An 11,840-nucleotide genomic window follows, 5' to 3' on the forward strand; every position below is an offset into this window, starting at 1 on the left:
TTTAGTCTTTTATCAAACCAATTTCACGTAAGCGCTGCATTAGATAGTCATCCGCTGTAATAGGTTCATCTCGCTGCGGATTTTCATCCGAAATGCAGCTTTCCAGCGGTGTGATCATCACATCCGGATTAAAATGTAAAAAGAAGGGTATTGAGTAACGCGACTTTTCATTAAATGGTGCAGGTGGATTAACCACCCGATGCGTTGTCGATGGCAGCACATGATTCGTTAAGCGCTGCAGCATGTCACCTACGTTACAAATAATGGCACCTTCAATAATCGTAACCGGCACCCAGGTACCGTCTTTCGCCAACACTTCTAACCCCGGTTCACGCGACCCTACCAGGAGCGTAAGAACGTTAATGTCTTCATGCGCACCAGCACGAACCGATGGCGTATCTTCATCAATAATAGGTGGATAGTGTAAAGGCCGCAAAATTGAATTGCCGTTATTCACTTTGTTGCGGAAAAAATCTTTCGGCTGACCCAGATAAACGGACAGAGCTTCCAGCACCTGATTACCAAGGTTATCCAAAGCCGCATAAATAGCCAGCATATCGTCTTTAAATTTAGGCAACTCTTGTGGCCAGACGTTTGGCAATAGCTGCGGGTACGGCGGCTCGCCTTCAATTTCACGACCCACATGCCAGAACTCTTTTAAGTCAACATGTTTGGCGTCTTTAGCTACTTCAGTACCAAAGGGCGTGTAACCTCTGGCACCGCCCTGACCCGGGCGGTGATATTGTTTTTTTACATCTTCAGGTAGTGCAAATAATTCGCGACAGGTATCCAGTGCCCGTTCAATAAGCGCGGTATCGACGCCGTGCTGGGTTAAGGCAATAAAACCGTATTTTTCGTAACCATTACCGACATCTTGAGTAAAAGCATCAAAATCATTCTGATAACGGCGCATATCAACGTGCGGGATAGACTGCATGGTGAATTCCAACTTCCTGAAAGAGCTTATTGAATAGGCCGTTATTGTATGAATTTTCGGGTTAAATCACAAGTTAGCAAGGAGCCGCTTAACCGGGTTAAAGCCTTTACGGTGTATAGGACAAGGCCCGTGTTTTTCTAATAATTCCAGGTGCTTGGGCGTACCATAAGCTTTGTGCTTATCAAATTCATACTGTGGGTACAATTCATGCCACTTGAGCATCTGCCTGTCCCGCTCCACTTTCGCTAAAATTGAAGCAGCCGCAATGCACTGTTCGCTGGCATCCCCGCCAACAATGGCTTTTGCCGGAACATTCAACTCAGGCACCCGGTTACCGTCCACCAGCACCATATCGGGTTTGACCGGAAGTGCTTCCACGGCTCGCTGCATCGCTTTCATCGACGCCCACAGGATGTTAATGGCTTCTATTTCGTCGGGATCAGACTGAGCAATAGACCAATAGAGTGCCTTTTCTTTTATTTCCAGACTCAGTTTTTCACGCTTTTTCTCGCTCAACTTTTTTGAGTCGTTAAGCCCTTCAATTGGGTTATCCGGGTCTAAAATGACAGCCGCTGCCACAACCGGCCCGGCGATAGGCCCGCGCCCCGCTTCATCTGTACCACAAATCATTGACACTTTTTCACCTTGTTCGCTTTGTTCCACCTTACAATAATGGTTATGATACCTGCGCATAATAATTAGACCAATAAAATAACAATCAGGGGTTTCACCATGGCTCAATCTCCACAACCAGACCATTCGCAAAAAGATAAGCCGGACAGTCTGCTAAATCGCCTTTTAGATGGCGTTGAAAAGGTAGGTAATAAGCTGCCCGATCCGGCCGTCATGTTCTTTGGCTTATTAATTATTGTCTGGGTAATGTCGTGGCTGTTGTCCGGCGTGAGTTTTGATGAAAAGCACCCATTAACGGGTGACTCAATTAGCGTTGCCAACTTACTGAGTGGCACCGAAATGGCAGCCTTTCTTGCTAATATGGTCGATACCTTCATGGGCTTTGCTCCCTTAGGTGTTGTGTTGGTTGCCATGCTGGGTGTCGGTGTAGCCGAGCGATCAGGTTTTATTAATGTCGCCATTAAATTAATGCTGAACGTTACGCCCAAAATGTTGCTGACGCCAGTGCTGATTCTGGTTGCTATAGTCAGTCATACGGCAGTTGATGCCGGCTACGTTCTGGTTATTCCTTTGGGTGGCGTTATATTCTACGCGGCCGGCAGACATCCGCTAGCCGGTATTGCCGCAGCCTTTGCTGGTGTTTCTGGTGGTTTCAGTGCCAACTTTGTGCCTTCGGCAATAGACCCCTTGCTGCAGGGCTTTACTGAAAGTGCCGCGCAAATTATTGACGCTGACATGCAGTTAAATCCACTGAATAACTATTACTTTACAGCCGCTTCTTCAATTGTCGTCGTAGCCATTGGCTGGTTCCTGACCGACAAGGTTGTAGAGCCTCGTTTACGCGGTGCCGAAATTGATGGTGACGCCGAAGATATGCCTGCGCTAGACGATGTTTCTCCACGTGACCGCAAAGCGTTCTATGCTGGCGTGATCACCATGGCGGTAGGTTTGGCTCTGTTGTATTTCTCAGCAACGGCTGAAAATACTCCTTTGGCTGACCCGGCAACCGGTGAATTGGCATCTTACTCAGCACCTCTTATGGGTATGATTGTACCGCTCATTTTCTTACTGTTTATTATTCCGGGCATTGTTCACGGCTATGTATCCGGTAACTTCACCAACTCGCAGGACGTTATCGGCGCAATGACTAAGTCAATGGAAGGCATGGCCTACTATATGGTTATGGCGTTCTTCTGTGCCTTATTTATTAAAGCGTTTGGCGACTCTCAACTGGGTACGTTAATTTCCGTTAAAGGGGCTAATTTCCTGGCCAGTCTGGAGCTGTCAGGCGGTGTTACCATGGTCGGAATTGTTTTCCTGGTCGCCTTTATTAACTTATTTGTAGGTTCAGCATCGGCTAAATGGGCGCTGATATCGCCTATTTTTGTGCCTATGCTAATGCAGTTAGGTTATTCACCCGACTTAACCCAGGCGGCGTATCGAGTCGGTGATTCATCCAGTAATATTATTACGCCGTTGCTGCCTTACTTCCCGCTGGTCGTTCTTTATTGCCAGCGTTATGTTAAAGGCACAGGCATAGGTACTTTAGTTGCAATGATGCTGCCCTATACCGTAGCGCTATTAATACTATGGTCTGCCTTCCTTATCCTCTACTGGACACTTGGTTTTCCTCTGGGTATCCAGGCAAATTACGTTTACCCTGCGGGCTAAATGTCTAAGTGTAAACTCCTATGAAAAACGCGTGAGTCACCTTAAGAAAGGTGGCTCACCGCATTTACGACATTCGTCGCGCCTTCATCTATCTCTTCTATCAAGCTTTTTACTTTTTCAATTTGCTCTTTGCTGAGTTCAGCCATCTTTTGAATATCATCTATCGATGTCGATATAGCCTGAGAAACCTCAGAACTGCGTTCCATAACACCGGAAATTTGACTGGTTGCCTGTGTCGTCCGTGACGCCAAATTTCTCACTTCATCTGCAACAACAGCGAACCCTCGTCCATGTTCTCCGGCTCTGGCCGCTTCAATAGCAGCGTTCAACGCCAATAAATTCGTTTGGTCTGCCAGACCGTTAATCGTTTTCACAATATCCTCGATGCTGCGAGCCTGTTCATGAAGCTGCTCTATCACCGCATCTGTCTTATTACTTTTCGACAAAATCTCATTCGAGGTTTCTACAGAAACCTCAATTGAGGCTTTTCCATCTCTGACGATAGCAGCCGTTTGCTGCGAAGTAGAATAAGCCACCGAAGCGGCTTCTGCTGTTTGCTGAGCTTTAACCACGCTGGCCGTTACGTCACTGGCAAACTTAATAACTTTTGTCACCTGCCCATTTTCATCGAAAATGGGGTTGTAGCTGGCTTCAAGCCAAATCGCCTCTCCATGCTTACTCAGGCGTTTAAATTGCCCTGTTTTAAACTGACCATTACTCAGCTCTTTCCAGAAATTGGGGTTTTCATCGTAAAACGCCTGTTCACAAAACAAACTGTGATGACGCCCTTTAATTTCATCTGCCCGGTAACCTATTGTGTCTAAAAAGTTCTTATTGGCACGAAGAATCTCACCCGAAGGGGAGAACTCTATGGTTGCCATAGACTTATCAATTGCAGTACTAACAGCGACCTGATGTTCTAACTCCAGAACTTCGCGAGTCACATCTTTCGCTATTTTAGTTATATATTCGACCTGTCCCTCTGAATTTTTAATCGGGAAATAAGAAGCCTCCAGCCATATTACATTCCCATTGTTACAGAACCTCTTAAAGCGACCATGGTGAGACCGCCCCTGCGCCAACTGCTTCCAAAAGTTCTGATACTCTGTGCTTGCCCCATAGTTGTTATCACAAAAGATTTTATGGTGCTTTGATACTATCTCGTCAAGCCGATAACCCATAGCTTCTAGAAACAAGTTATTCGCATTTATGATGTAACCTTGAGGAGTAAAATCAATTCGGGCGATATTACCGTCAATGGCGTTTATCAGTTGCTCGTATTCACTCAGCTCTTTATGGGTTTGTGCGAGCTGATACTTCATTTTTGAGCCAAACATGGGGCTTTCCTACTCATAATAAATAAAAAATAATATGAGAAGATACGCTCAGCAAAATAGTTCAGGATCATTTGTGAGCGTTTTATTGAGTGGAAATTCAGATAAATCTAGATATATCAATGACTCGCTTATGGATTTTTTTACTTTCTGCTATGCACTCCAGGCAGGGTTCCAGGTTACTTCCCAAATATGCCCATCTGGATCCTTAAAGAAACCGCCGTAGCCACCCCAGAACAAGTCCTTTGCAGGTTTAAGAATATCGGCCCCTGCCCGTTCCGCTTCCACCATAACTTCATCAACCGCACTGCGCGAATTAACGTTATGACTTAACAATACTTCATTCGCTGCACGGGCAACTTCAACGCCCATTTCAGCAGCAATGCTTGTACGCGGCCATAAAGCCAGTCTGAGCCCACTGGGTAATTTAAAGAAAACCACGGCACCATGCTCAAACTCTTCACCAATAATGCCATCGGTTTCCCAACCCAGGCCGTCCTGATAAAACGTCAAAGAACGTTTCAGATCATCAACACCTAAAGTGATCACACTAATACTTGGGTTCATGGCACCTCTTCACTATTAACGTTAAACTCTTTTAAACACTGTAATCAACATTGGTTAGGCGGTCAAAGCATGGATAAAGAGCTGCTAACGCATTACAAAAATACCGATTATGAGTTCAGAGTAGGTAAACAACGAATCATTCTGGCCATTGGACGGAAAAACACAGATTTTGATCGATTATGCGAGCGTCTTGGTCACACTGCAGGCACCTTTATCACAGCTTGTAACCCACAAAGCCAACTGCTTGCAAACACCGAAAATAAAAGCAGAAACCGACAATTAGCGACTCGTTTAGAACAAATGACTGAGTTTTACTGTTTTTCAGGAGAAGGTCTGGACCGTGACAAACAATGGCCGCCGGAAGCCAGCTTTATGGTTTTAGGTCTCAGCCAACAAACAGCCATTGACCTGGCACGAGAGTACCAGCAAAATGCGCTGGTCTGGATTGAATACCAACAAGCAGCAGTACTCATCGACGTATGAGTTAAGGGGTCACCATGCCATCACACCATAGCCGCTGATAAACAAGCCTTTGTTTATGCGATCATCGCCGTGCTTTTATGGTCAACGGTGGCTACCGCATTCAAAATAACCCTGCAGTACATGACACCATTGCAGATGGTTACTGCTGCCAGTAGTGTTTCTTTCGTTATTTTAGCGTTGGTCTGCCTTATTCAGAAGAAAACCTCAGAGCTGATACTTGAGCTACGTAAAATGCCCTTGTATTACCTGCTTATGGGCCTTATTAATCCACTTATTTATTACCTGGTGCTTTTTCAGGCATATAAACTGCTGCCAGCCTCCGAAGCTCAACCACTTAATTACACCTGGGCCATTGCCCTTAGCATTATGGCCGCTCTGTTTTTAAAACAAAGCATACGCCGACGCGACTGGATTGCCTGCGCCTTAGGTTATTTTGGAGTACTGGTTATTGCCACACGAGGTAATGTGCTGGAGCTTAGTTTCAGTGACCCCCGGGGCGTTACGCTGGCGTTAATTTCCACTTTCTTGTGGGCTGGCTACTGGATCCTGAATACACGCCGCAACGCCGACTCTGTTGTTAGCTTGGTACTTTCTTTTGGCTTAGCCTTACCCATACTTATTGTCGCCAGCCTGATATGGAGTGACTGGTCTGCAATACCCTGGCAAGGCTGGGCAGCGGTAAGTTACGTAGGACTATTTGAAATGGGAATAACCTTTCTATTCTGGTTAAAAGCCATGAAAACAGCCACCAATACGGCACTTATCAGCAACTTAATTTTTGTTTCGCCGTTTATCTCGCTGTTGCTGCTCTCGGTCGTGATTGGCGAAACCATTTATCCAAGTACGCTAGTTGGGCTTATGCTTATTATTTTCGGACTGTTAGTTCAACGTATTCACTTTCGGCGTAAGCTTAAGCCATAGCCTTATTCACAATCTCATCAGCGGCTTCTTTGTCATCTTCATCCGGCGACGGACCATTATTAATACTGCTGTCACCCGGTGCTAATGCAAGTTCCGTCAGTAAGGGAAAGTGGTCCGACCCAAACCCAGGTAGGCGAGTCATTGAAACCAGACCAAAATGGTGGCTGTGGAATATATGATCCAGCGGCCAACGGGCAAACCAGTATTCCGCGTGGAAAGTATTAAACATCCCTCGCCCAACACGAGGGTCCAGCAAGCCACTCATTTTACGGAAAAGTAGCGTAGTTCGGGACCAGGCGACATCGTTGAGATCACCGGTTACTAAAGTCGGAAATTTTTCCGGCTCCACCCTGCGCGCAACTAAAACAAGTTCAGCATCACGCTCTTTCGACTCTTCATTCTCAGTAGGACTAGGCGGCGCAGGATGCACAAAGTGCGCTTTTACCTTCTGCCCACAGGGCAATTCAATAAAACAATGCACCGAAGGCTTATCGTCTTCAATTAAATACTCGACACTGACATCAGACAGCGGCAAACGGGAATAGACATGCATACCGTAAAGGTTATCCAATGGCACCTTTACCGTATATGGATAATCCGGCTCAAGAACATCCAACCGTTCCTGCCACCAGGAATCAGATTCAAGAGTTACTAGTACATCTGGAGTGAAATCCCGCACCAAATGAAGCAAGCCGCCACTGTTATGATTTGGCATTAGCACATTAGCCGTCATGATCCGCAGGTGCGTTCCGTCACTACCCTCGGCAACGTCTTCGACTTCCCTGGGGAAAAGGAAAGTGTAAGGCAACACCCACCAAAGCTGACATACCAGACAACCGATGAGAATGCCCAATGCCACCGCAGTATGAGAACTCCAGTCACGTATAACAATCAGCCCCACAATCAGTAAAGCACCTAACAATACCGACAGCTGAAAACGCGGAAAATCCAGCCCCCGCACCCACCAAACCTGCGACCACGATAACGGCGCAAGAGTGAGCACCAAGAGTAATACCGCCAAGGAAAGATAAATAATTTCAAACATGCTGGCTCTCAATGCTTCTCAGATAAGAAAACCATAGCACAGCTAAGCAGAATAACGAGGAACGAAGTGTTAAAGCTTGTTAAAGTCTGTTGGAAATTAAGCTACTACGGACACTGCGCTCCGTTTGGAGTTAAGCCCCTCTGATACAGGAGACGCGACGAGCTCATCCATGAGGGCTTGACGAAGGCCATCCATGGCCTTCGACACTCCTGTATCAGAGGGGCTTAACTCCTGGCGCTACACTCACTATCCGTAGGAACTTCTAGCTTTATTAAAGTACCTTATTAGCTCGGGATTAGAGAGCCAGAAACAAAAAAGAGTTAGGTGTAAGTTAAGAAACTGTGTGACGCCAAGGATGGCGTCACCCAAGCCCCCATGGACGGGTTCACGGCGTGTTTCTTAACTTAGCCTAACTCTTTGTTTCTGGCTCTGTCTTTATCTCAGACCATGTTTACCAGCATGCTGGTTGGGTCTTCGAGGTATTCCTGCCAGAGTTTGTTGAAACGGGCAATGGTACCGCCGTCGATAATGCGATGGTCGCCTGACCAGCTTACCGTCATTATCTTACGGGCAACCACGTTACCGTTAGCATCAAAGCGTGGCAGTTCCTGCACTTTACCTAAAGCGACAATCGCCGCTTCCGGCTTATTGATAATAGGTGTTGCCACCGTACCGCCAATAACGCCAATGTTTGAAATGCTGATGGTACCGCCTTTCATATCAGCTTGCGGTAACTTGCCTTCCCGCGATGCCTGAGTCAGACGAGTCACTTCATTGGCTACATCGATAATGCTCTTGTTTTGCACCTGTTTGACGTTAGGTACTAACAGACCAATTTTGGTATCAACGGCCATACCAATATTGTGATCATCAAAGTAAGTGATCTCAGTACAGTCTTCATTCACCTGTGCATTCATCACAGGGAATTCCTTCAGTGCCAGCGAAAGAGCTTTGATAAAGAATGGCATGACAGTTAAACGAATGCCTTTCTCTTTATATTGCTCTTTTAGCTTTTCACGCAATGCGATTAAATCAGTAACATCAAACTCATCAGCGTAAGTGAAATGCGGAATCGTGCTGACCGAGCGCATCATTTGCTTAGCCATGGCCGCTTTCACACCACGTATCGCTTCAGTACGAGTACCACCGCTAGCAGTAGCTTTTTCCGGTTGCTTGCTGTCAGCTGTAGTCTGTGACTTCTGATCACCCGATTTATAGTCTTTAATATCCTGCTTCAGAACCCGGCCTTTTTTACCTGAACCAGACACTTCGGCAATGTTAATATCACTCTCGCGAGCCAATCGACGCACTGCCGGGCTGGCAATTGCTTTGCCCTGACGCGCTTTCGCTGGTGGCTCAGCTTCTGCTTTAGAATTCGAAGGCGAGGTCTTAGAGTCGGGGTCAACATGGCTCTGTGGAGCATTTGAACCAGGAGACTGAACACCACCAACTGGCTTCAACGCAAACAGCGGCTTGTGTACTTCCGCAATATCACCTTTTTTGTGATACAGCTTGACCACGGTACCGTCGTCTTTAGCCGGAATTTCAACCGTTGCTTTGTCCGTCATGACTTCAACAACCGGTTGGTCTTCTTTCACTTCGTCGCCTTCAGATACCAGCCATTCAACGATTTCGCATTCAACAATACCTTCGCCAATATCAGGCAAAATAAAGTCAGTTGTATCACCGCTGCTTGAGGTCTGTTTTTCCTCTGTTTTTGGCTCTTCTTTTTTAGCAGGCGCGCTGTCTTTTTCTTTGGCAGGTGCCTCGTCAGAAGATCCATCAGCTGGCTTAATCGCAAACAACGGTTCGTGAACCTTCGCAATATCACCTTTCTGGTAATACAGCTTTTCCACAACGCCATCGTCTTTGGCCGGGATCTCAACCATGGCTTTGTCGGTCATAACCTCAACCACCGGTTGGTCTTCTTTGACCTCGTCGCCCTCGGCAACCAGCCACTCAACGATTTCACACTCTACGATCCCTTCGCCGATATCGGGCAGAATAAAATCTTTACTCATGTCGATGGGTCCTTAGTAGTTCATTGAGCGTTTGATCGCTTCATAAATCTTCAAGTGATCAGCCATGTATTCTTTCTCGTGACATAGCGGATACGGCACGTCGATACCGCACACTCGACCAATTGGGGATTCCAGATACAGGAAGCATTTGTCCTGAACCGTTGCCGCTATTTCGCTGGCAAAACCACCGGTAATCGGTGCTTCCTGCGTGATCACCAAACGACCGGTTTTCAAAACTGACTGAGTAACGGTTTCAACGTCCCACGGAGAGATGGTACGTAAATCAATCACTTCGCACGAAACACCGTCTTCTTCAGATTTTTCGACCGCCTTTTCAATCATTTCCATCTGTGCGCCCCAGCCAAGAACGGTAATATCACTACCTTCTTTGACCACGTCCGCTTTGCCTAATGGAATGGTGTACTCTTCTTCCGGAACATCACCTGTTGAGGCGCGGTACAACCGCTTAGGCTCCATGAATAGGACAGGGTTTTTATCAAAAATGGCGCTCAACAATAACCCTTTAGCTTCGTAAGGGTTGCGAGGCGTCACAATTTTAATACCTGGTGTATGCGCAAAATAGGCTTCCGGAGATTGCGAGTGATAATGACCACCCGCGATACCACCACCGTACGGAGTACGAATGGTTAAACCACCCACGTTGAACTCATTACCTGAACGATAACGGAACTTAGCCGTCTCGTTCACGATTTGGTCAAACGCCGGGAAAATATAGTCGCCGAACTGAATTTCGGCAATGGCATAACTGCCTTGTGAAGCAAGGCCATTAGCAAAACCAATAATCCCCTGCTCAACCAATGGAGTATTAAAGTTACGGTGCTTGCCATATTTCTCAGTCAAGCCTGAAGTGGCGCGGAATACACCGCCAAAGCCACCGGTATCTTCACCAAAACTGTATACATTGTCATGCTTAGCCATCGCCAGGTCTAGCGCGCTGTTGATGGCCTGTAATAAATTCATTTTAGCCATTAGTCCAGTCTCCCCGACGTTTTACTGTAGGCATCCGGGTATTTACGGATGTGCTCTTTTAACTCGTCTAACTGCTCTTTCAGCATGTCAGTCGGTTCGTCGTAAACATCATTGATCAGTTCATCAATGTGCGGGACCGGTACTTTTTCTGACTCTTTTAACGCCGCCAGAACTTTAGCCTTCACTTCAGCGTGATGTTCTTCAACGTGGTCTTTATCCAACCAGCCTTCGTTCATCATCCACTTCTGTAAACGCTCAAGCGGATCTTTCGCCTGCCAACCAGCTTCTTCATCACGCGTACGGTAACCAGTAGGGTCATCCGAGGTCGAGTGACCAGACATGCGATAAGACATGGCTTCAATTAAAACAGGTTCGTTTTCTTCCACTGCCAGACGACGAGCTTCCTGTGTTGCTTTTAGTACAGCGAAAACATCGTTACCGTCAATGCGTATGGTCTTCATGCCATAGCCAATACCACGCGGGGCGATACCGTCACCGGCATACTGTTCGCCTTGCGCCGGTGTAGAAATAGCGTAGCCATTATTACGGCAGAAGAAGATGACCGGCACTTTATAAACCGATGCCATGTTCAAGGCGGCGTGGAAGTCACCTTCAGAGGCAGCACCTTCACCGAAGTAACAGATAGTGCACTTCTCGGTTTTATCCATTTTCTGACCAAACGCATAACCAGTCGCCTGAGGAATTTGCGTTCCTAAGGGTGAGGAAATGGTCATAAAGTTCAAGTCAGCGCAACCGTAGTGAACCGGCATTTGGCGGCCTTTACCTAAGTCTTTTTCGTTAGAAAACAGCTGGTTCATAAACTGTTCAACCGTAAAGCCACGGTAAGCTAATGCACCCTGCTCACGGTATTGCCCCATGATCATATCACCAGCATCCAGCGCGGCAGCAGACGCCACACTTTCGGCTTCTTCACCCCGTGAGGCCAGATAAAAACTGATACGGCCCTGGCGCTGTGCGGCAATCATGCGTTCATCAAGAATACGGATAAATTGCATGGTGTCGTGAATTTTCACGATCAGCTCTTTATCGTACTTCGGCATGTCCGCATCTTTATGAAAACTGCCATCTTCTTTCAAGATTTGCAGCATTGGAATTGTGACTGAGTCTTTATCAAACCATTTCGGTTTCGTCACAATTTCTGTGTCGTGTTTTTTATCCTTGACCATAACCTTCTCTTTCGGTTTTAAGCTGGGTTGGAAATTGCCGCTACTTTACCT

The 11,840-nt window shown here is 46.7% G+C and carries 11 protein-coding genes; 3 read left to right on the forward strand and 8 right to left on the reverse strand.

The features are described from left to right. Position 1: 1 nt before the first annotated feature. Positions 2 to 937 (reverse strand): isopenicillin N synthase family dioxygenase, encoded by a 936-nt coding sequence (locus NJR55_RS12460; RefSeq protein WP_253620246.1) that lies wholly within the window; start codon positions 935 to 937, stop codon positions 2 to 4. A gap of 66 nt (positions 938 to 1,003) precedes the next feature. Further along, positions 1,004 to 1,630: a ribonuclease HII gene (gene rnhB / locus NJR55_RS12465; protein WP_275978111.1), complete on the reverse strand. Its 627-nt coding sequence runs from the start codon at positions 1,628 to 1,630 to the stop codon at positions 1,004 to 1,006. 39 nt (positions 1,631 to 1,669) lie between these two features. Between rnhB and NJR55_RS12470 the strand changes: the two genes are divergently transcribed. Continuing rightward, on the forward strand, positions 1,670 to 3,241 hold the full coding sequence (locus NJR55_RS12470; protein ID WP_253620247.1) for an AbgT family transporter: 1,572 nt from the start codon (positions 1,670 to 1,672) through the stop codon (positions 3,239 to 3,241). A 41-nt stretch (positions 3,242 to 3,282) separates the two neighbouring features. Here the strand turns inward: NJR55_RS12470 and NJR55_RS12475 are convergent, their stop codons facing one another. Both NJR55_RS12475 and NJR55_RS12480 read right to left on the reverse strand, forming a co-directional pair. Further along, positions 3,283 to 4,578 carry a methyl-accepting chemotaxis protein gene (locus NJR55_RS12475; RefSeq protein WP_253620248.1) on the reverse strand — a complete coding sequence of 432 codons (1,296 nt, stop codon included), beginning with the start codon at positions 4,576 to 4,578 and terminating at the stop codon, positions 3,283 to 3,285. A gap of 150 nt (positions 4,579 to 4,728) precedes the next feature. Further along, the gene (locus NJR55_RS12480; RefSeq protein WP_253620249.1) at positions 4,729 to 5,142 is read right to left on the reverse strand and encodes a VOC family protein; all 414 of its coding nucleotides are present in this window, start codon (positions 5,140 to 5,142) and stop codon (positions 4,729 to 4,731) included. Positions 5,143 to 5,211: 69 nt separating this feature from the next. Here NJR55_RS12480 and NJR55_RS12485 point away from each other — a divergent pair, with 69 nt between their 5' ends. Together NJR55_RS12485 and NJR55_RS12490 are read left to right on the forward strand one after the other, a co-directional pair. Continuing rightward, positions 5,212 to 5,625 carry a DUF3293 domain-containing protein gene (locus tag NJR55_RS12485; protein ID WP_253620250.1) on the forward strand — a complete coding sequence of 138 codons (414 nt, stop codon included), beginning with the start codon at positions 5,212 to 5,214 and terminating at the stop codon, positions 5,623 to 5,625. A 27-nt stretch (positions 5,626 to 5,652) separates the two neighbouring features. Next, positions 5,653 to 6,546, forward strand: coding sequence for a DMT family transporter (locus NJR55_RS12490; protein ID WP_338034541.1), 894 nt, complete (start codon positions 5,653 to 5,655; stop codon positions 6,544 to 6,546). On the opposite strand, the gene NJR55_RS12495 is transcribed toward NJR55_RS12490, so the two are convergent. The 4 genes from NJR55_RS12495 to NJR55_RS12510 all read right to left on the reverse strand — a co-directional run bounded on the left by NJR55_RS12495 (position 6,536) and on the right by NJR55_RS12510 (position 11,789). After that, a complete protein-coding gene (locus tag NJR55_RS12495) occupies positions 6,536 to 7,591 on the reverse strand; it encodes an endonuclease/exonuclease/phosphatase family protein (protein WP_253620252.1) in 1,056 nt (351 codons plus the stop codon). The genes NJR55_RS12490 and NJR55_RS12495 overlap by 11 nt on opposite strands. Positions 7,592 to 8,031: 440 nt before the next feature. Next, on the reverse strand, positions 8,032 to 9,612 hold the full coding sequence (locus tag NJR55_RS12500; RefSeq protein WP_253620253.1) for a dihydrolipoyllysine-residue acetyltransferase: 1,581 nt from the start codon (positions 9,610 to 9,612) through the stop codon (positions 8,032 to 8,034). A 12-nt stretch (positions 9,613 to 9,624) separates the two neighbouring features. Further along, complete coding sequence (locus NJR55_RS12505; RefSeq protein ID WP_253620254.1) at positions 9,625 to 10,602, reverse strand: alpha-ketoacid dehydrogenase subunit beta; 978 nt, start codon at positions 10,600 to 10,602, stop codon at positions 9,625 to 9,627. After that, the gene (locus NJR55_RS12510; RefSeq protein ID WP_253620255.1) at positions 10,602 to 11,789 is read right to left on the reverse strand and encodes a thiamine pyrophosphate-dependent dehydrogenase E1 component subunit alpha; all 1,188 of its coding nucleotides are present in this window, start codon (positions 11,787 to 11,789) and stop codon (positions 10,602 to 10,604) included. Before NJR55_RS12510 ends, NJR55_RS12505 begins: the two co-directional genes overlap by 1 nt. Between the last annotated feature and the right edge of the window lie 51 nt (positions 11,790 to 11,840).

Origin of the sequence: Idiomarina rhizosphaerae, from assembly GCF_024159085.1 — a bacterium.
Taxonomy (GTDB): domain Bacteria; phylum Pseudomonadota; class Gammaproteobacteria; order Enterobacterales; family Alteromonadaceae; genus Idiomarina; species Idiomarina rhizosphaerae.

Coding starts and splice junctions, on each gene's coding strand:
- NJR55_RS12460 (WP_253620246.1), bottom strand. CDS start 937: ATGCAGTCTATCCCGCACGTTGATATGCGCCGTTATCAGAATGATTTT.
- rnhB (WP_275978111.1), bottom strand. CDS start 1,630: ATGCGCAGGTATCATAACCATTATTGTAAGGTGGAACAAAGCGAACAA.
- NJR55_RS12470 (WP_253620247.1), top strand. CDS start 1,670: ATGGCTCAATCTCCACAACCAGACCATTCGCAAAAAGATAAGCCGGAC.
- NJR55_RS12475 (WP_253620248.1), bottom strand. CDS start 4,578: ATGTTTGGCTCAAAAATGAAGTATCAGCTCGCACAAACCCATAAAGAG.
- NJR55_RS12480 (WP_253620249.1), bottom strand. CDS start 5,142: ATGAACCCAAGTATTAGTGTGATCACTTTAGGTGTTGATGATCTGAAA.
- NJR55_RS12485 (WP_253620250.1), top strand. CDS start 5,212: ATGGATAAAGAGCTGCTAACGCATTACAAAAATACCGATTATGAGTTC.
- NJR55_RS12495 (WP_253620252.1), bottom strand. CDS start 7,591: ATGTTTGAAATTATTTATCTTTCCTTGGCGGTATTACTCTTGGTGCTC.
- NJR55_RS12500 (WP_253620253.1), bottom strand. CDS start 9,612: ATGAGTAAAGATTTTATTCTGCCCGATATCGGCGAAGGGATCGTAGAG.
- NJR55_RS12505 (WP_253620254.1), bottom strand. CDS start 10,602: ATGGCTAAAATGAATTTATTACAGGCCATCAACAGCGCGCTAGACCTG.
- NJR55_RS12510 (WP_253620255.1), bottom strand. CDS start 11,789: ATGGTCAAGGATAAAAAACACGACACAGAAATTGTGACGAAACCGAAA.